This window comes from Sphingobium xanthum, assembly GCF_019737615.1.
Taxonomy (GTDB): Bacteria; Pseudomonadota; Alphaproteobacteria; order Sphingomonadales; family Sphingomonadaceae; genus Sphingobium; species Sphingobium xanthum.
In genome coordinates this window covers 39,114-59,177 of sequence record NZ_JAHKKS010000010.1, presented here as the reverse complement: position 1 = coordinate 59,177, position 20,064 = coordinate 39,114, and the positions used below count along the sequence as shown (strand labels likewise).

The window sequence follows — 20,064 nt, the reverse complement described above, 5'->3', positions numbered from 1 at the left end:
ATGGCCGACAGCCGCAGCGTCGATCCCCGCTTCGCCCATCTCGGCCGGGACCTGCTGATCACGCCCTTCTTCCAGGCGACGGAATGGGATCTACTCGATCTCATCACCCATCCGCGCGGCACGGTTTATCGCGACGAGCAGGTCGATCTCGAAATCGCCGAAGGACCGGGCTGTCTCCAGCAGGCGCTCGTGCTGCGACTGCTGACGCCGCGCGGCTGCATGAGCGATCTTGCCCATCCCGATTATGGCAGCCGACTGCACCTGCTGATCGGCGAGATCGACGGTGCGGTAACGCGGGCGCGGGCCAAGGCCTATGTGCTCGAAGCGCTCGCGATGGAGCGCCGGCTCGACAAGATCCTCGCCGTCGACGTGCTGCCCGCCGCGGACGGCGCGGGTGATCGCCTGCTGATCTCGGCCAACGTGCTGCCCAAGGGCGCGACCGATCCGATCAGCCTCGGCCTGGAGGTCGCGCTGTGAACTTCGCCGAGCGCACCTATCCCGATATCGTGCGAGACCTGCTGACGGTCCTGACCGGCGGCACGATCCAGGAAGTGAAGGAGATCGGTGCGACGGCGCCCGAGCTCATCACGCTGGAAAACCATCCGGTGCGGCGCGTCAGCCATCTCGCCGGGACCGTCGTCGTCGGCAGGCCGGGCGCCGAACAGCGTGTGCCCTATCGCTTCACGGAGAAGGATTTCGATCTGGTCGGCACCGATGCCAATCCGATCGACAAGGTCGCGATCAAGCTTCGCAAGCCGCATCGTCTGGCGCCCAATTCCACGCTGGAGATCAACTATTATCCTGAGCGCCTGAAGCCGACCCCGATCACCGACGTGAATGTCGGCAGCGTCGCACGGACCCTGATCGAGACGATCTCTCGCGAACTGGCGACGCAGTATCAGCAGCTCGATCTCGTCTATAGATCCGCCTTCATCGAGACGGCCACGGGCGATGGCCTCGACAAGGTGGCTGCGCTGGTCGACGTCCGCCGCATCACGCGCGGGGCGCCGGTCGGCAAGGTGCGCTTCATCCGCGCCGCCGCCTCGCCCGGCGACATCTTCGTGCCAATCAACAGCGTCGTCACGGACGGCAAGGGCATCCGCTATCTCACCACAGTCGAGGGCCGGCTGCTCCCCAATCAGGCGATGACCGAAGTCTGGGTGCATGGCGAGACCGAGCGCACCAAAGTGGTCGAGCCGGGCGTGCTGATCGTGCTCGAACGCGCCATTGCGGGCATCGCCTCGATCACCAATGACGAAGCGACCTGGCTCGCGACCGAAGACGAGACCGACCGCCAGCTTTCCGACCGCGCGCGCCGCGCCGTTCATGCGACCGGCAAGGGCACGCTGGATGCCCTGCGCTTCGGCCTCGAAAGCCTACCCTTCGTGTCGGCCGCCGCCATTGCCGAGTTTCCCGATCCCGCCGTGCCGGCGCCGGGCCAGATCCTGCTGAGCGTCGCGCTCTCGGTCGATACGCCCAATAACCGCGCGATCGTCGAGCGGCGGATCGAGGAGTTGCGGCCCGCCGGTATCTATGTCGATCTGCGCTATGCCGGCGGCCTCAAGCTCGGCGTGTCGATCGACCTCGTCTTTGCCGGAGCCCGCCTCGCGACGAGCGAGCAGGAGGATGCCAAGGCCCGCATCCGTACGGAGCTGAGTTCGGCGATCACGCGGCTTACGCCCGGCGCGACCTTGCGCATGGGACCGCTGGCGGCGCTGGTGCTGCGCGACGAGCGGCTGATCGATGCGAAACTCAGCTGGACGGCCGACAACGCACCGATTGCCGATGGCTTTGCGATTCCCCCGGACAAGGCCGCCAGACTGGAGGATGTCGCCTTCGGGTCGATCACCTTCGACCAGGCCTCGGCGGATAGCGGGCCGATCGCCGTGCATGTCGATCTGCAGGGCAGCTTCAGCAATCTCGCGATGTCCGAGTCAGGCGCGCAGGCCCAGATAACGGCGCGGCTGGGGGCATTTCTCGGCAAGCTGGCGGGCGGCAGTTCGGTCGCGTTCGATGCGCTGGTCAGCGCGGTGCGGGACGATGCGGCCTATGTGCTCGATCTCGACTCGCTCGTCGTCGTGGTCGAGCCCGACGGCAGCGCCTTTGCCGAACTGCGCCGCGGCGATCCGGCATGGACCTCCCCGGCCAGTGCGACCTTCTCGATGCGCACCGTCGCCATCACGAGTGCCGTGCCATGATGCGGCTCGACGCCATGCTGGGGCGCCTGCCGCCGATCTACGATGTCCGGCAGGGCTCGCTGCTGGAGCGCTTCATGTCGGTGTTCGCGCTGGCGCTGGCGGCGTTCGACGAGGACATGGACCGGGTACAGCGCGCGCACTGGGTCGATACGGCGTTCGACATTGCCGACCTCTCGGCGCTGGGCGCGCTGTTTGACGTGCCGCGCGCGGAATGGGAAGGCATAGAGCTGTATCGCGAGCGGCTGAAGGCGATGATCGCCGCGCGGTTCAAGGGCGCCAACACGATCGACGTGATCGAGCAGGTGTTGCTGCGCATCCTGATCGGCGTCGAGACCGAGCTCGGTGACCGCTATATTGCTCTGCCCAAGCGCGAGGCGCTGGGCACGCCATGGATGGCACGCGGCGAGGATCGCTCGCCCGCCCGGGGCCGCTTCGTGGAATTTCCGATCCGGCGCGCACGCTCGCCGGCGCTGCGCGGGCGCAATGCGCTGCAACAGCCGCTGGGGCGCTTCGAGCTGGTCAATCGGGGGCTGGACGCAACGCCGTTGCAGGGCCGCATTCAGGGCGTTGCGGGCATGAAGACGGCCGTGCCGGTGCTGGTCAATCTCACTACCGGCGGTATCCTGCTCTACGCCGATCTGCTCGAATGCGGGCAGCGGCTCGAGCTGGGCGTGGATGACGAAGGCGTGCTGACGGCGCATGTCGGCGACCGCGACGTGATCGACAAGATGTGGACCGGCGAAGGCTTCGAGCCGGGCGCGCGCTTCGCGCCGGTGCGGCCGGACCCGGAGCCTCAACCGCTACGGCTCTTGCGGGGCAAGAACGATCTGTGGTTCTTCCCACTCGGTCTCTACGATGTGCGCGGACTCGATTCCGCCGTGTTCGCCTCGCCCAGCGCGGACTTGCGGCAAGGGCGCTATGCCGGGCCGGACGCGGCAGGGACGGCGTTCGACGCATCGCTTTTCGAGCAGACACCTGCCGTCTCGCTGGACCTCTGGTGGCAGGAGCGCGCGCCGGCCACCTTCCGGGTCGATATCGCGGCCGGAGCGGTCGTGCGCAATCGATCGCGGCCGGGGCGCGACGCGGAAACGCAGCGGGCGCAGCTCTTCGCGCTGCTGGAGGATACGGTCGATGTGCTGCGCGCCGCCGGGGTGGACGGGCAGGTCGCGGCGCTGCCGCTGCGCGAGGAGCAGCGGCTGGCGAGCCGGGCGACCGTGATCCGCCCGAACAAGGAAACACAACGCATGGAAAGCGCCCTGTCCGGCGTGTCGGCACTGTTCGACACGACGGCCATCGATGGCGCGCGCATGGAATAGGAGGCCGGAGGGCATGGAGCGGATCATCGGCAGCCTTGCCATCGAATTGCGCGAGCCGGACGGCACGGTGGTGCTGCGCCGGACGGCGCGGAACAGCGTGATGCGCGGCGGCGCGGAACTGATCGCGGATCTGTTTCGCGGGACGGCCGCGACGCCGGTGAACGGCATGGCGGTCGGCCTGTCGAGCGAGCCACCCGCGCCACCCTTCGACAGCAGCGCGCTCACCACGACCAATCCGGATGCGAGTCCGGCATTGACGCGGTTCGCCATACCCTTGGCGCCGGACGCAACCAGCGTGACGGTGCTGGAGGACGCCCTCAAGGTGCGCGTGCGCGTGCGCGGACTGGTACCCGCCGATTTTGCCCAGAACGCCGACACCACGCAGACATCGGTGGCCATCGGCGAAGCCGCGCTCGGCGTGCTCTCGGCGGATGGCGCCAGCCTGGCGCGCCTCTACAACCGCGTCGTCTTCGAACCGATCCAGAAGGAACAGGACCAGGAAATCGCTCTCTATTGGGACATCGATTTTCCGTTCGGCAGCTAGGAGTATCGCGATGGGAAGTCTCAACCTGATGCTGAATGCGCAGCCGGCCGTGCTGCGCGACATGAAGGTGAGCCTGGTCAACACCGTGACGTCGGAGAAGCGCGAAGTCACGCCGTTCCTCGATGGCACGGTCCAGGTCGCGAACATCGAGGCCGGCAACTGGCAGGTGATCGCCAAGCACCCCAATCTCATCTTCGACGTGATCAACAAGCCGATCCGCATCCTGCCCGACCGGCCGACCATCACGCGCATTCCGATCCCCGCGAATATCTTCAGCAACGCGGCGATCGCCGACACGCCGGATGCCAATCTGGGGCCTGCTCAGGCGAAGCTCGCCGAGTCCGAGACCTCCGCGCGGGATCAGGCGCGCAAGGTGGCGGGGCAGCCGATCTTCGCCGATGACTGGAATGCCCTGGCCGCGACGCTCGGCGACACCGCGAAGGCGACCGGCGAGTTGGCGACGCTGGTTTCGCCCATCGGCCACGATCACCCGGAATTGGTGAGCAAACTCAGCGAGATACAAGGCAATCTGCAGACCTTCTACGATCTGTTCGCGCGCAGCCTCGCCGAGCTTCAGCGCCAGATCGAGCAGCTTGCCTTGCAGCGCAAGGTCGAAGCGGTAGCCGAGCGTGTGCCAACCCTCCCGCCGGCCGCCCGCGAGCGCATGTTCTCCGCCGTCGAGGAGCTGACCAGGGCCTATCAGGACCCGCCCTCCGTCTACAATCTCAAGAAGCGGAATGCCGGTACGGTCATGCAGGAGGAGCTGGAACAGGCGCTGTTAGGCGTCAATCTCGACGGCGACGCGCAATCAGCGGTTACGGACTTCCGCAACGTCACCGGCGCGCTCTCCAGCGGGAGCGCGACGCCTGATTACGGCGCTGAACTCAAGCAGCGGCAGCGCGCCGAGAATGCCTCGAACAGCGGCATGTTCATCGACGCCATGCGGGCCGTGAAGACGAGGACCTTCTAGCCATGGCCGATACGCTCGAAATTCTGGCGAAGGTCGTGGAGGGCCTCAAGCCGCTCGCCGATCGCGCGCGCGGCGAGCCGTTGCGGGCCCAGGACTGGAACCAGCTCGTAACGTCCATCACCGATCTGGCCCAGCTCGTCGCGGCGCGCGAGGCCGCGACCGATGCGACCCTCGCTCAGCGCTTCGCGCCACGCGATCACGGCCATGAGGGTCAGGTCCAGCTCTCCTGGTTCGAACCGCAGACGCGGCAGATGCTGGAGCGCGCCGTCAACGGAGCGGTCGAGCAGACGACCGCAATCGAGCGGCTGGACGGACAGGTGGCGAGCCTGACCAAACAGCTCAAGGACATGGGCACGCAGGTCGCCAAGCTGCAATCCGATCTGGTCGAGACGCGCGAGACCGATTTCGTGCGCAAGAACGCGATTGAGCGCGTGCAGCTCGATCTCGAATCCGTTCGCACGGTCGAACGGTCGGTCACCGGCCTCATCAACCGGTTCGACGGGTTCGACGACAGCAAGCGGCGGATTCTCGAATTCCAGGACTCGTTGCGCGATGCGAACGGGCAGCCGATCGATGTCGCGCAATTGAGCGAGGGCGTCGCACAGCTCGGCGACCTGCGCGAAAGGCTCACGCTTGCCAATGGCCAGCTGGCGAGCCTCACCACCTTCGAGCGCCAGATCGCCAGCCTGGAACGGCGCCTGGGGCGCGGAACGGGGAATGTTCGCGCCTCCATCCTCGAGGCCCTCGGCGACGCGAGCTTCCTCGACGGATCAACGCTCGAAACCCGGCTGCAGGACCGGCTCATCGGCACGATAAACCCACGTATCGACGCTTTCGAAGGACGTCTGCAGGGCGTCGATGAGCGCTTCACGACGCTACAGGGCGTCGTCGAAACGTCGCGCGATGACCTGGGCAGTCTCAGAGCGGAAGTCGGTACGGTGCGCGGAAGCCTGGCCGGGATCGACGCGGTCAGTACGAACGTCACCAGCCTGACGCAGCGGGTCAACGACATTGATCGGGTCGCCAACGAGGCCCGTCAGGGCATGCAGCAGATCGGCGACCTGCGAACGGGGCTGGATCGTCTCTCCGACCGGACGGACGGCCTCAGCAACCAGCTGACCACCTCGATCGCAACCGTGAACCTGAACCTCGACGGGCTGCGCAATCAAGTCGGCGTAATCGGGGAGCGGACCAACCCCAACGGCCTGTTCGAGACGCGCCTTGCCGAACTCGGCAATCAGCTCAACCAATTCGGCGACGTGTCGGGGCGCTTCAGCCGCCTCGAAACCAGCATCGAACGACAGGACCACCGTCTGCAAGGCGTGCAGGCGCAGACGGCGGAGCTCGAAAACCAGACGCGGCTGATACCGGATCTAAGCGCCGGACTGACTGCGCTGCAGGGACGCGGCGCCGCGATCGATGTGGAGCTGGGCCGGTTGCGATCCGAGACCACGACCTTGGGCACCCGGTTCAACACACTCAACAATGGCGGGTTGCTGGGCGGCGCAGGGCGCGATCGCATCGTCATCGGGGGCGGGACGTGATTCGCGGACGCTCCGGATCGGGCAGAGGCATAAAGCATGCTGAACGCCTTTGAGGAACGGCTGATTGCGCTCCTTGCGGACGCCTTCGCTGGCCCGCCGCCGGCCGGTACGCCGCGCGTTCGGCTGCGTCCTCGTGCCGGCGGCGCCGAGCCGGCGAACACCGATGTTGCCCTCTCCGTCGCTCTCGGCGACGCCAGCCCGTGGACCGACTTTGGCGATGACGCGGAGGTCGCGCGGCGAGTCGACAATGTCTGGCTGTTGCGGCCGGAAGTCCCGCTCTCGGGCGAAGTGTCGATCGGGCTGGAAGCGCTGACCGGCGATCCGGTCGAGCGGCGCACGCGGCTGATGCAGGCGATCGACCGCCTGCTGATCGCGCTCGACGGCGAAGATGTGCGGCGCGGCAAGGACTTCGAGCAGCCTGCCGATCAGGGCTTCTCGATCAGCGCGTTCCGGCTGCTGCGGCTCGAAACCAAGCTCGACGACACGCCCGATCCGACACGGGCGCGCCTCGTCTACGGCTATGAAGGCCGCTTCTGGCCGGTGCGGCCCGATGTCGAGGGCGACGCGATCACGGATCTGCCGACCCGCATTGCCATTCTCCCGCTGCGCGTGCCGAACGCGACCGTGGTGCGGGCCGGCTCCGGCCCTGCGGTCATACCCGTCCGGGGAGACTTCCGGGCGCTGGATGGCGCGCTTCCGGTCATGCTCGCCCGGCTGCGGGGACTCGCACCCGGTACGCTGGCGGGCAGTGGCGCCCCGGCTCCCGAAGGCTTCGTCGCCAGTGTGGCGGAGGCAGACGGGCGCTTCCCGCTGAGCTATGCGCCCCCCGCAGCCGTCGCCTCGCCTGTCCGCGTCGAGATCGAGCTCAGCCTGGGCTCGCCCGATGGCACCAGCGTCGTCCTCGACGAGCTGAGCCTGGAGGTCATCCCGGCATGATCGTGGCAACCGGCCCCACGCAACAATCCGGCATCGGCGCTTTTGCCAGCGCGACGCTCCTGCTGAGCGTGCTGGACGCGCCCTTCCTCATCATGGATTCGACGCCGGCGGGGCTGTCGCCGCGCGAGGTCGAGCCCGGCGTCCCATTCCTCGAACCGATCCCGGTGCCCCTGCTACCCGGCATGGACGAGATCGAGGTGGAAAGCGCGAGCCTGGCCGTGGCGGGCGGGCTGACGGATTGTCAGGTTAGCGGGTCTCCAGGATCGGGCCGGGTCGATCTGCGGCTGCAACAGCCGGCTGGCACCTCGGGCGCTTTGAGCCGCGTCGAGTTCAAGGGCTTCAGGCTGAGCGAGAGCGGCAAGGTTCTGGGCAATAGCGCGTCGCACGTCGCCTTTCGCGACGCTGGGGGAGAGACGACGGCGGGTCCTGTTCCGACGGGCGTGGGCAATGTCTTCCTGCATGTGCTGGCACAGCCTCTCGAAGGCAATTCGGCTGGGCCACCGGTAGCAGCGGCGCCCGAGTTCGCCATGCCCGGCGGGGGCAGGATGGGCTACGGCCCGGCGCTCGGCGGCGCTTTTCTGGATCTTGGCGCGCCGACCGGCGGATCGCTCCCCGTCACCGCCTCCTTCTCGCCACTGCTTGCTGGCCGCAACTTTCGTCTCTCGCTCGGCGTGGCGGGCACGGGAACAACGGCCACAAGCGGCCTTCCAAACGAAGCGGCGCCGTTCGCGGGGTGGCAGGCCAGTGAGGTCGTCGCCGTCTTCCGGACCCGCCCGGAGGATGTCGAGTTCAGCCTGCTCGCGCATGGCTCGGCGCCTGCGGTGGTCGCCTCCTACCCCGGCGAACTGCCGGCCGCGCGCAGCGACACCGATCTGACACCTGCGTTCCGCGCTGCGGCCAAAGCGGCGCTTGCGAATGCGCAGGGCGACGATCTCGGCATCCAGCTCTCGATCGCTAGTTCCACAGGCGGCAAGGTGCTGCTCGCTCTCCCACGCCCAGTCCTGCGCTATATCCGCAGGCCGCTGGCAGGCCCCGCGCCGCTCGACCTATCCGCCGGCTTCGCGGAGTTGGCGTTCGACCTCCCGGTTGGCCTCCGGCCCATTGGGCTGAGTTTCGCCATCGACGGCCGCTACGGCAGCGCGCGGCCGCTCGACGCCGTGAGGTTTCCCGCGGGTATTCCCCGCGCCGGCTATCGGCTCGTACCGGGGCGCCGGGTCGCCATCCCCTTCACGTTCACGCAGGCCGAGCAGCTGTTGCCGCTGTCCCGACTGGGCGCCTTCGGACGGAGCGAAGGCGAAGGCGAGCTGCTCGTCAGCCTCTATGGTGGTAACAATCGCGCGCCGGCCGCCCGATATGGCGTGCCGGTCAGCATCCCCCTGCATGCCGACCTCGACATGACCTGGCATGGCGCCGCCTGGACCGGCGCGCCGCCTCCACCGCCGCCTCACGCCGAACGGCTGTGGCTGGTCCTCGAAGCGGCTCATGGCGCTTTCCTGCTCGCGATCGAGCCTGGCACGCTTCCGCACGGCGCGCTGCTGTCCGAGGATAATGGCGGCAGCTGGTCGGAAACGATTGCCGCGCCGCTGGTGGGCGCGTGGGTGGATGAGATCGATCCGGTGACGGGCGAGCCAGCCCCGCTCCGCGCGCTCGATCTGCACGGCCCCGCAGGCCTTCTGAACGGCGATCTCGTCGATGTGGTCGGCAAGCACCGGCCCGCGGCCTTTTCGCTGCGATGGGTCGCGCTTGCGCCGACCCATACGGCCCTGATGACCCAGATCGCCGAGGCGGATGGACCATTCTCGCTCCGGTTCGCCTGCCGCCGCGATGTCCGGCTGACGGTCTCGGATGCGTTGCTCATCTACGACCCCTGGTCGGCGCGGAGCTAGACAATGGCGGGGCTCCTCGACTCTCTCGATGGCCTCTTGTCGGTGCAGGTCGATATGTCCGCCAGCATGGGAAGCCTGGGCTCGATCGTCGATGCCGTGGGCGCCCTGCAGGATGGGCCAGATGTCCTCGTCAATCTCCGCCAGTCGATCGCGACCCTGCCCTTGCCGGCAGGCCTGGAGGGGATCGGCGAGCTTGCGACACGGCTTCAGTCACTCCCCGGGCTGCTTTCCTTCGACACGGCGGATGCGCTGCTTCCCGTGCTGGCGCCGATCACCGGTCTGCATGCCCGGATACAGGTCTCGGCAACGGGCAGCATCGGTGGCATTGTCGAGCTGCTGCGGGCGGGCCTGACGATCGCGACCGGCCGCCAGCATGGCGGGCCGCAGGGCATGCCGGGCGCTACGGCTCTGCCGCAACAGCAGAAGCCGACGATCGAGGAAATCAAGGCTGCGGCGGTTCAGGCGCGCTTGGTTCTTCAACAGATAGGCCCGTTCGACGCACCGACTCTGCTCGATCGGCTGCTGCGCGCGGCGCAGGGCTTCCAGACACCGCTGGTCCGCTTCATGCCGGTGCCGCTGATCGACGATCTGCTGGAGCCGCTGGCGACGATTGAAAGCTGGCGCGGCAAATCCGGCCCGGAGCTCGCCACGAGCCTGGGGCGAACGCTGGGGCTGCTCGCCCGGATCCTCGATCTGCCGACGACGCGCGTCGCGCAACCGCTGATCGACGCGAGCGACCGCATCCATGCGGCGGCGGCAAATATGCCGCAGCTGGTCGCGCAGGCGCAGGCTCTCGCCTTGCCGGACGTACCAAACACCGCGCGCGAAGCCGTGCGCGACACGCTCGGCGCGCTGGCGACCGCGCTCAATGCGGACCGCGGCCCGTTCAGTGCCCTGCGGGAACTGCCCAATGATCTGATACAGGCGCGGCTTGCTGCCGTGCGCGCTGCGGAACCGCCGCTCACGATCGGGCCGATCATGTCGCGGGTCCGTTCGATGATCGCCGAGATTCCGCCGGCGGGCGACAACCCGCTGGCCGACGTCGCTCAGGCGATCACCGAGTTCGATCTCAGCACTCTGACGGACGCGCTCGGCGCGCTGCGCGACGCCATCGACGAGGCAGTTGCTGCCGCCGAGGCAGGTCGAGAGGCCGTGCGGGACGCCATTACGGACCTGCTCCAACCCGTGGACGATGCCGTGGCCGCCGCCGTTGCCGCGTTCGATCTCGAGGCTGTCGAGACAGCGCTGACCGATGTGCCCGCACAGTTGCAGGCGTTTGCCGATGATATCGTCGAGCCGGCCGTAGCGCCGGTACGCGCGGCGATCGTGCAGGCCATCGGAGCGATTTCGGACGTCAGCGGCAATTTCGATCCCTCGTCCCTCATAGAGCCGATCCGCGAAAAAATGGAAGCGGCTGCCGAGCTCATCGGCGATCCGCAGGTCGCCGCCGCGCTTCAGGAAGTCGCAGACCTGTTCGAGCAATGTCTCGGGGCGCTCTCGCAAGTCGACCTGTCCGGCGCCGCTGACGAAGTCGTCAATCTCCTCGGCGAGCTCGAAGACAAGGTGCGCCAGATCGACCCGAAGAATATTCCCGATCCAGTCAAGCCGCCGCTGCGCGAAGCGGTCGATTATCTCACCGGAATCGATGTCGAGAACGAGGTTGCCGTCCAGGTCAGCAAGGCAAGCGAGGCGGCCTCGGGCGGTATCGCGGTGGCCCTGCGCGAAGTGGACAAGGGCCTCGAAGAACTCAAGATGCGGATCGAGAAGTTCCACCCGAGCGTCATTATCGCGGCGTCGCTCGGGGCGCCCTTCGCGAGCCTGCGCGGCGAGCTGGAGGGCTTCGCGCCGAGCCAGTTGTTCCGCGCATTGCAGAGCGAACTCGCCTCGCTCGCCGCGCGCGCCAATGTGATCGATTCCGCCAAAATCCTGGCCCCGCTGCGGGCGGCGCTCGACGAGACGACAGGCGCGCTGGACGCGGTGCGCCCCGGCAATCTCCTGAAACCGGTCAATGCCGCCATCGACGAGGCGATCGCGAACGTACTCGACGCCTCGCATTTCAACGATGTGTTCGAAGGCATCACGGACATCGTCACGGAGGTCACGACCTATATCGATCTCGCTCATGATCTGCGCGATGTGCTGACCGATGCGGCCGCGCTGTTTTCCTCACCGGGCGATGGCGAACAGGCAGTTCGGGATTTCGTCGAGGAAGCGCTGGACCGGCTCGATCCGCTCGCCATTGCCGACCTTTCGGCCGCCTTCGACGCCGTCGCGGCGGCCAATGCGCGCAGCCGGCGCGATGCGATCGCGGGGCGGCTGGTTCCGGCACTACGCCAGGCCGATGCGGGCGTGATGGCGCTTGCCGGACATGCCCAGCTCGGCGCCTTGTCCGCCGCCGTGACAGGGCTTGCCGACGATCCCGAAACTAGAGCCGCGCATGCCGCCTTTCGCGCGTCGCTGGAAAGCTGGAAGCGCGTCCGCGACGATATCGACGAGGTCGCCGGCGCCCTGTTCGAGAGACTGGAGGACTATCAGCTCGCCGAGATCATCGACGGCGGCAGCGTGCTCGATCCGCTGATGCAACGGCCCGCTACCATCCCGGCGCTCAAGGACGCCATCCGACCGGCGCTGGAGGAAGCCGTGCGCGAGCCGCTGCTCGCACTTAATGCCGCGCTCGCGGCCATCTCACCCTATCTTGCCGCGATGGCAGGCGGTCTCGCCGCCCTGATCGGCGCGGCTCACGCGAAGATGGACTCGATCACCGGCGCGCAGGGCGTGGGTGGCGTGGTCGGTAGCCTCGACACTTTGGTGGATCAGTTGCGCAATTTCGATCTCGCGCCAATCAGCGACCCGGTCGATGCCATCGTCGGGCGCGTTCAGGGCGGCGTCGAAAGCCTGCCGCTGGATGGGCTGGGAACGGCAATCGACGGGGTCAATCAGACGGTGCAAGGGCTTTTCGAGCTCGATCGCATCATCCCGGCTGACCAGATCAGCGCGCTCGACGTTCAGTATCAAGGTGCCGTGCAGCGGCTGCTCCAGCTCGATCCCAGCACCGTGATTTCGGGCGAGCTCGATCCGACGTTCGAGGCGCTGATGGCCGACGTGCTTCCGCTGTTCGATCTCCCAGCGGATATCCGCGAGCTGAGCGACGCGGCCATCGCGGCGCTGGCGGGCGGCCTCACCGTGGAGGTGAAGAAGGTCGAGGCCGCATTCGATGCCGTGCTACGCGCTATTCCGCTCCAGGACACTGGCGGCGGCAAGGCCTCGGTCTCGGTCAGCGCCTCGGTCGCTGTGGGATAGGAGCGATGGGACTCGGTCATATCCTCCTCCATCCGCAGCGCCTCGAGGAGGCACTGGAGGCCGGCCCGCAGAAGCAGCGCTTCGACAATGCCGCCGACGGCGTACTGACGCTTCTCGGCGCAGGTACTATCGGCAGCGACGTCTCGCAGGCGCTCTGGGAACGCATGAGCATCGACCGACGCGCCGCCGACTATTTCGGGCCGTGGTTCGCGGCGGGCGGACCCTTCGCCGGGCTCAAGGCGAAGGCCGAGGGCAATTTCGAAAATTTCGACAAGATGATCGTCGATCTGCTCGACACACTCAAGGATACGCCACCCTCTAGCTGGCGTGTGGTACTTCAGCGGCGCGCGGAACTCGCGATCGACCTGCTGGCGCCGGTCGATTTGTCCGCGCTGGTTACCTTCCTGCGGCGCGAACTGGAGGGCGTCATCGACACCCTCAAGCGCCCGGTCCGCAATGGACCGCGTTCGATGGAAGCACATCGCGCACTGCGCTCGGCCGTCGCCCTGCGTCGCATGCTGCGCCCCGCCTTCGCGCTGCTCGACGATGCCGAGGATGCGCTGCGCTCGCTGAACCTCAAGGCGCAGCTGCGGCTCGCGATCGGCCAGCTCTTCGACCTCATGCAGGGTCCCAATCTCGACCGGCTCCAGCTCGTCATCCAAATGTTTGACGAAAGCTTCGGAACAGTGTTGCGGGCAAGCGCGGGGTTCCGGGTCGATGTGACTGTCAATGTCGATATCGGGGGACCGCAGGGTGCGACGGAGGATTCGCCCGCGTCCCGGTTCGAGGCGCAGGCAGTGCCCAATCCCAAGCCGGACGCGATCTGGACGACCGACCTCGTCACCAACATCTTCGCGAGCTTCTCGCTGCTCTGGGAGCTGATCCGCACGGCCGCCTTCGCACAGCGGCCGCTCGACGGGATCATGATGCTGCTCGGCCTCATCTGGCAGATATCCCGGACGGTGGTGCGCGCCGGCTTCGCCGAGAAGGTGAATGTCTCGATGCCGGCCCAGGGCATGCCGGAATTCGACGCCAAGAACTGGTTCTTCACCGACCAGGCCGACTTCGCGATGAACATCGTCTGGCGATTGCTCGGCTCGCTGCACGAGCATCACGCCAAGTCCAACTGGTACCTTTCGGTTACACGGCGCTGGATGGGCTATATCAGCCACGTCACCCAATGGCGCATGCCCTACCAGTTCGCGCGCTCGCTTTCCTATGCGATGGCGCTGGGCAAGGAATCCGGTTCGCCCGAGGCGGCACCGAGCCGCCTGCTGATGCTGGCGCTGCCGGTGGGCTGGTTCGTCGGGATGATCTGCGCGATCTGCGTGCCGTGGGAGGATTTCCAGCTCGAAAACATGTCCGGCGCCGTGATCGCATCGATCGTCATCGTCGTCGCCTTCTTCGTCGCCGCACTGTTCCTCATGCCGCTTATTTTCATCGGCCGGGTGCCGAGCGCCAGGCTCGACCGCATGACCAATATCGTCCTGGGCGCTGCCGCCGTGCTGGGCGCGCTGATCACGGCGCTGCTGGTCGGCGAGCTGGAATTCAGCACCGGCAAGGAAGACCTTCAGACCGCGATCATCGTGATCCTCATCGTGGTCCTGATCATGGCCACGATCGGCACGGTCATCACGATGTTCGAGCAGTCATCGAATATCGCGTTCTACATACAGGCCATCCTGCTCGGCCTGCTGGCGTCGGCCGTCCTCTTCTTCCTATGGTATTTCTACTTCGACGACGGGCGCGACAAGCCGGGCGTCTACGACAGTCTCGACGCGGAAAACTCCCCGTTCAAGCTCCCCTACGATGCGGATGACAACTGGCTGTGCGGACAGGGATCGCACGGCATCTTCAGCCACTATCCGGTCGCCTGGGACAACGCCAACACGTTGAAGCAGAAGAGCGACAATCACTACGCCATCGACTTCAATCACATCCCGCGCGTTCCCGGCCTCGTCGCGCGCGACGGCATCGTCATGAACTTCCGCGAGGAACGCCCGGACGACAAGGACGAGCCCAACTCCGTCGGCATCCTGCACACGCGCTGGTCGCCCGCCGTCGATCCGGGCACCGACGAGGAGCGCGTACTCACCTTCAGCGAGTATCTGCACATCTCGCAAGGCAGCGTGCAGGCCGAACTGGGTGATCGCGTCGTGCAGGGCAATCACATCGTCAACATCGACAACAACGGCCGGAGCGCCCAGCACCACCTGCATTTTCACAGCAATACCAAACAAGGGCAGAGACATGCCGGCGGCCGGCAGGAAACCAATCACCCCATCGTCTTCAGCGACGATTCGACGCGCTGGTTCCGCAATTATCCGCTGCTCGTCATCATCCCGGGCAAGGGGCACGTACCGGGCAAGCCGCTCTCCATGGCCTTCTATGTGTCATCCAACGAACGCAAGCCAAAGCTGATCAATCCCCGTTGCCTGCCCTTCGTGCCGGCACGGCTGGCTGGCGCAGCCGTGGATCATGGCCATGACCTGCTCATCGATTCCGTTCTTCTGGGCGGTGCGATCCCGGACACGATCACGCTCAAGACGAGCATCGCCCAAGGTCACAGCCACGATGTGACGCTGAGCCGCGCCCAGATCGAGGCCCTGCTGGACGCACGGGACCCCGCAGGCCTCGCAACGGCAGACAGCTTCGGCCATGTACACGATCTCGCGCTGCTCAACCATCTTCGGCAAAACGCTTCCCCGGCGGCAGCGCCGACATTCAAGATCGCGCAGCCGCCCGGTGCGTTCATGACCACAACATCTCGTGCGCCCCATCAGGTCGCGGGCAGCCGCTGGGTCCTGCGCGGGGATCGATCGGTCACCGAGTTTCACGATCACCTCGCCTCGCCCGCCCGCTTCGTCGCCGACATCGCCGTCGATCTCGGCCTGGCAAATGGCGAAAAGCTGAGCGTTGATGGCGTCGAAGCCACGCTCGACCCGGCAACCGGGCGGCTGCCCGTGCGAGAGGTGGCACGATCGGCATCGTCCAAATGGATGAGAGCCGACATCCCGAAGGAAAAGGCGCGCCCGACCGCACTGGCCTTGTCCGTTGTCGTCATCGAAACGCGCCACGGGGGCAGCGCGGCGAGCCTCGAACTGGCGCCGGCAACGGCCATGCCCTTCATTGGCGCGCTACCACCCATCGCGCGTGGTTCCGGCGTGGTGCCCGATGGCCGGGCTGTCAGCGTCAACGATCTCGCCGCACTGCTCAATGCAGGGCTGACGAGCGGACAACCGATGACGGCGGGCGTCACGCTTGCCAAGGCGTCCATCGCGAGCGAACTCGGCATCGCCATCGGCGGCGCGGCGGCCACGTTCACAGGTGGCAGTACGCGCCTCGATCGGGTCCTCGATCTGGCCTATGACAGCGCCGGCTCCAAAATCCCGAGCATCGGCACGTTGCCGCTCAACCCCGGCCGGTTCGGCCTGGCCGGGATTTCCGTGCCGATCCTCGGCCGCGAGGCCAGCCACCGCTTCCCGGCCGCGCAAGACGCCTTCGCGGCGGCCAACCTCACCGCCACCCCGCTGGTCCTGCGGCTGCGTGGTGTGGCACAGAACGTCGCCTTCCAGTCCGGCGACACGACGGCAACGCTCATCGCGCGGCGGATCAACCTCCAGGCCGAGGGCGTGCGCGCCTCGGACGAAGGCGGCGATATCATCGTCGAGACGATCGACGGCGGGACGGATGCCACCATCGCCATCGAAAAGAAGCTGGCCAATGGCGATCCCGGCCTGCGATTGGCTGCGCTGGCCGGGACCTCGCCGACCGGCAATGGCCTTGTCAGCTGCAGCGCCATCGCGCTGGCGCAGCTGGCGCGGCAGATCGAGCTCGCGCAAGCAGCGGCGACCCTCCCCTATGATCCGGCCGTCGTGACGCCAGCCGCGACCGTCAATGGCGACAGGATCGTCGTCAGCGTGGGCGCCGGTCACACAATCAGCATTGACGATTTCCAGCTCGCAGGTCCGTCCCCTGCATTCACCTTCACACCGGTCGCCACGCCCGGCGTCCAACTGCAGACCGAGCCGATCGCCGGTCCCGTGCGGCTGCTCGGCATGAGCTGGGTCGATTTCCTGATCGATGGCGCGCGCGTGCGCGTTCCGCTCGATACCGAGCGGGCTCGGCTAGAGCTGCCTTTGCTGAGCGATTTGCCCAGGGCGGGCGATCGCCTTGCCGTGGCCGTCAATGGCGCGGCACCGGTCGAGATCGTCTTCGACGGCACGCAGACCAGCGTAGCGGCCGTCGCCGAGCTGATCGCCGCAGGCCTGGCCGATTGCACCGTGCGGCTGAGCTACCGACTTGCCTTGCGCGATGCCTTCCGGGGCGAGCCGCCACCGCCGCCCCCTTCCGGCTCGTCGGTCCCGGCGCCTGTCAGCCTCACCGATTCGACCGGCCTCAAGCAGATGGGATTCCTGCGCCCCGTCTCGGCAACCGACATCCGGCGCATCGGCTTCCTGACCAAGGATGCGAAGAACCGCGACGGCCTGGCGCTCATGCCGGACGACCCGGCGGCCAGCGCAGCCTGGCAATTCGCAGCGCCGCCCACGGAAACCGGGGATCTGGACCCCTCGATCCTCACGATCGCCGACGGCGGACCAGGAGCGGCCTTCACGCTTTCCACCACCGGGGGATGGCAAATTGCCTGCACGCGCGATGCCGGCGGCGATCCGTTTGGCCTCGCCGCGGCCGCCCCCAGCGCCTCCATCGTCTCTTCGGTCGGCGGCGCCACCTATGCATGGAACGGGACGGCGCTACGCATGGCCGTCAAGCTCAATCATCCCGTGACCAATCAGGTCGGCGGCACGCAAATCACGCTGCATGCACAGCCTGCCGTGCTGCAGGGCGTGCGCGGCGTCACGCCCCTCATGCCGGGAACGCGGCATCTCACGATCGAGGTCCAGTCGCCCGGCGGCACGGCGCGCAGCTACGATGTCGATCTTTCACCGCTCGATCTCGTCGAGGCGCTTCCCGGCCTCGAGACGGAGGTCGCCGCAGCCACGAACGTCGCGGCCGCGATCAACGCGGCCGTGCCAGGCGTCCGGGCGTGGGTCGTCGATCAGACCGCCTCCGTCAAGAAGCCGACATTCCCGACGCCGCTGCTCCACATCGAGACCGAAGGCGCCGGGAGCGGATGGCGGCTGCGCGCCGGCCCTCTTGAGCTGGCCGGGCTGCTCGGCCTGGCCGTGGAAAACGCGGCGGCCGGCGCGGCAACGCTGGAAGCGAGCGGAACGGGCGATGTCGCCGATGCGGCGGCCGTCACACGCGCCGAGCTTCTCGCAATGTTCGAGCGGGCCGCCCGCCTCGCGACAGTGCGGCCGGGTCCGGTGGCCGCAAGGTCCGCCGTCTCGAAAGCGACCACGGCGGCCATCGCCGCAAACGTCTATGGCGCCCGCTCGAAGGGTGCGGAAAAAGACCTGTTCATGCGGCTGGAGAGCAAGACGGTCGGCCTGGCCTCATCGCTCCAGTGCATCGAGCATGCCGGGCGGGGGCCGGCCTTTCCGACCGACGAAGTCCAGGCGCCGGCTTGCCGCGCGGCGGTCGTCATTCCGCCGTTTGCCGGGCCGCTCACGCTCAATGGAGACCTGCCGATCGAGTTCAATGCCGCCCTGCCCGCCTCCACCGTGCTGGCGCCGACGTTGGTCAGCGTGTCCTTCCCCAACGGCAGCTACACCGCGCAGCAGATCGCCGACCGGATCAATGCCGCGATCGCACCCACAGGAGTCGGCACGGCACGTCTCTTCCCCGACGGTGCGATCGTCGTCGAGACACAGCGCGCGGGCACGCTGGGCGCGGTCAACCTACCGGCAGCCGGGCCGACCCGCGCGGTTGCCGACGTCCTGCTCGGCGCCGGCATCAGCCTTGCGGCGCGCGGCTGGCCGGATGCCGGCAGCGCCGAGGCGGGCAAGGATCTGCTTGCAGGCTTCGCCGGCCGGCGTGGCGCAGCCGCATCCCCGGCCGAATGGCGGCTCGAAAGCACGAAGGGCAACGTCACGATCCAGGTCGCCGTCAATGACACGCCGGACAAGCTCGCGGAGAAGCTCAATCAGCAATTCGCCCTGGCCGGCGCAAACCAGATCGGCGTCGCCGGCTTCTTCGACGGCATCCTGTTCATCGAAAGTACCGTGGATCCACTGACCCTCAAGGTGAACGGGACGGAGCTGAAGCCGGTCGATCCCGATCAGGATCGCCCCTGGTTGACGCCGGAACGCGCGCTCGATCCCTCCTGCGATCTCAGGCGAACGGCAGAGATCCGCACCGTGCGGGTCGCGCGAAGCCATGTGCCGGACTTCGATCCGGCAGCGCTCGACGACTGGGGCTGGCTGCGCCATCCGATCGATTCCGCATCCGGAGATCCGGTCACCTTCATCCACCTGCCGTTGGGGCGCTATGGGCTGAACCTGCGAAGCGACGGCGGCAAGGCGTCGGCCAATGATGCGGCGGTCGAACGGGTCGCAGCGGCCAGTGCGACGTCCGAGCTCGTCTATATCGTGCGCTTCGGCATTTCCGTGACGGGCGGCACGCCATGGGGATACCGCCGTCTGCAAGACGGCAGCCTCGTCGAGGAATGGACCTTTTCTTGAGTGGCACGGCGCGAGCGCTGCAGCTGCGCGTCGTCGCTTTGGTGAGCGATTACGACCTGAGCCGGGTAGCGCGCGTGCTGCGCTGGTACGAGGCGCTCGGCAGTGGGACCATCGATCTGCTGGATGCGGGCGCGGTCCGCGATCTTTCGCCGGCCGAGCGGACGCGGCTGACCGAAGCGCCCGTGGTCATTCGCGCGCTTCTCGGCCGTTTCGGCGCGCGCATGCCGACCTTGTTCCTCGGCCCGAAGAGCGCGCGCCCGCACGCCTGGACCTTTCGCGGCGGCGAAGCCTATGCGCTCGTGCCAGCCGGCGCGCGCGCCGCGATGATCGCGCATGAACTGGGCCATCTGCTGTTCCAATGGCCGGACCTGCCCTATGGCGAGCGCGACGGCGTGCGCTGCCTCATGGGCCGCATCCCCTTGCCGGACGAGGAAGACGGCATCGTCCCGCCCTGCATGGCCCTGCGCGTTGCAGCCGGCTGGGCGGCGCCGGAGCCGCTGTCTGCCGGAACGCCGCCTTCGCAACTGGCTGAGCAGCGCGCCTTCGCCTGGGCGGGGCTGCTGATCGAACGATGGCAAAATCGCCTCGTGGCTTTCGAGCTGTCTCACACGACGCACGGTCCGCTCGTGGCACTGCGTCGGGTTATCACGATTCCGCCGGACTCGGCCTGCGCGCTCGCGCTGGTCAGCAGGACGACCCGCGCGCGAGAAGATCGCCTGATGGGCGCAGTCGGATAGACGTAGCGAGCTGCCCTCCTCAGCGTCGGTCGTGAACCGCTGGCCGCCG

The 20,064-nt window shown here is 67.4% G+C and carries 11 protein-coding genes; all 11 read left to right on the top strand.

Features of this window, described 5'->3' with window-relative positions; genetic code table 11:
• The 11 genes from KM135_RS15610 to KM135_RS15560 are packed head-to-tail and all read left to right on the top strand — an operon-like array spanning position 1 to position 20,015.
• The gene (locus tag KM135_RS15610) at positions 1-477 is read left to right on the top strand and encodes a hypothetical protein (protein WP_221714964.1); all 477 of its coding nucleotides are present in this window, start codon (positions 1-3) and stop codon (positions 475-477) included.
• A complete protein-coding gene (locus KM135_RS15605) occupies positions 474-2,198 on the top strand; it encodes a baseplate J/gp47 family protein (protein ID WP_221714963.1) in 1,725 nt (574 codons plus the stop codon). Before KM135_RS15610 ends, KM135_RS15605 begins: the two co-directional genes overlap by 4 nt.
• On the top strand, positions 2,195-3,514 hold the full coding sequence (locus KM135_RS15600) for a hypothetical protein (RefSeq protein ID WP_221714962.1): 1,320 nt from the start codon (positions 2,195-2,197) through the stop codon (positions 3,512-3,514). Before KM135_RS15605 ends, KM135_RS15600 begins: the two co-directional genes overlap by 4 nt.
• A gap of 13 nt (positions 3,515-3,527) precedes the next feature.
• Positions 3,528-4,058 (top strand): hypothetical protein, encoded by a 531-nt coding sequence (locus KM135_RS15595; RefSeq protein ID WP_221714961.1) that lies wholly within the window; start codon positions 3,528-3,530, stop codon positions 4,056-4,058.
• A gap of 10 nt (positions 4,059-4,068) precedes the next feature.
• A complete protein-coding gene (locus KM135_RS15590; RefSeq protein ID WP_221714960.1) occupies positions 4,069-5,028 on the top strand; it encodes a hypothetical protein in 960 nt (319 codons plus the stop codon).
• Between the two features lie 2 nt (positions 5,029-5,030).
• Positions 5,031-6,572, top strand: a complete 1,542-nt coding sequence (locus KM135_RS15585) for a coiled-coil domain-containing protein (RefSeq protein WP_221714959.1) — start codon at positions 5,031-5,033, stop codon at positions 6,570-6,572.
• Between the two features lie 36 nt (positions 6,573-6,608).
• Entirely contained in the window at positions 6,609-7,508 is a 900-nt protein-coding gene (locus KM135_RS15580) for a hypothetical protein (RefSeq protein WP_221714958.1), read from the top strand.
• Complete coding sequence (locus KM135_RS15575) at positions 7,505-9,394, top strand: hypothetical protein (protein WP_221714957.1); 1,890 nt, start codon at positions 7,505-7,507, stop codon at positions 9,392-9,394. Before KM135_RS15580 ends, KM135_RS15575 begins: the two co-directional genes overlap by 4 nt.
• A 3-nt stretch (positions 9,395-9,397) precedes the next feature.
• Positions 9,398-12,694, top strand: a complete 3,297-nt coding sequence (locus KM135_RS15570) for a hypothetical protein (RefSeq protein WP_221714956.1) — start codon at positions 9,398-9,400, stop codon at positions 12,692-12,694.
• Between the two features lie 5 nt (positions 12,695-12,699).
• Positions 12,700-19,278 carry a M23 family metallopeptidase gene (locus KM135_RS15565; RefSeq protein ID WP_221714955.1) on the top strand — a complete coding sequence of 2,193 codons (6,579 nt, stop codon included), beginning with the start codon at positions 12,700-12,702 and terminating at the stop codon, positions 19,276-19,278.
• The gene (locus tag KM135_RS15560; RefSeq protein WP_221714954.1) at positions 19,263-20,015 is read left to right on the top strand and encodes a metallopeptidase domain-containing protein; all 753 of its coding nucleotides are present in this window, start codon (positions 19,263-19,265) and stop codon (positions 20,013-20,015) included. Before KM135_RS15565 ends, KM135_RS15560 begins: the two co-directional genes overlap by 16 nt.
• Positions 20,016-20,064: the final 49 nt, after the last annotated feature.

Coding starts and splice junctions, on each gene's coding strand:
- KM135_RS15610 (WP_221714964.1), top strand. CDS start 1: ATGGCCGACAGCCGCAGCGTCGATCCCCGCTTCGCCCATCTCGGCCGG.
- KM135_RS15600 (WP_221714962.1), top strand. CDS start 2,195: ATGATGCGGCTCGACGCCATGCTGGGGCGCCTGCCGCCGATCTACGAT.
- KM135_RS15570 (WP_221714956.1), top strand. CDS start 9,398: ATGGCGGGGCTCCTCGACTCTCTCGATGGCCTCTTGTCGGTGCAGGTC.
- KM135_RS15575 (WP_221714957.1), top strand. CDS start 7,505: ATGATCGTGGCAACCGGCCCCACGCAACAATCCGGCATCGGCGCTTTT.
- KM135_RS15585 (WP_221714959.1), top strand. CDS start 5,031: ATGGCCGATACGCTCGAAATTCTGGCGAAGGTCGTGGAGGGCCTCAAG.
- KM135_RS15580 (WP_221714958.1), top strand. CDS start 6,609: ATGCTGAACGCCTTTGAGGAACGGCTGATTGCGCTCCTTGCGGACGCC.
- KM135_RS15565 (WP_221714955.1), top strand. CDS start 12,700: ATGGGACTCGGTCATATCCTCCTCCATCCGCAGCGCCTCGAGGAGGCA.
- KM135_RS15590 (WP_221714960.1), top strand. CDS start 4,069: ATGGGAAGTCTCAACCTGATGCTGAATGCGCAGCCGGCCGTGCTGCGC.
- KM135_RS15560 (WP_221714954.1), top strand. CDS start 19,263: ATGGACCTTTTCTTGAGTGGCACGGCGCGAGCGCTGCAGCTGCGCGTC.
- KM135_RS15595 (WP_221714961.1), top strand. CDS start 3,528: ATGGAGCGGATCATCGGCAGCCTTGCCATCGAATTGCGCGAGCCGGAC.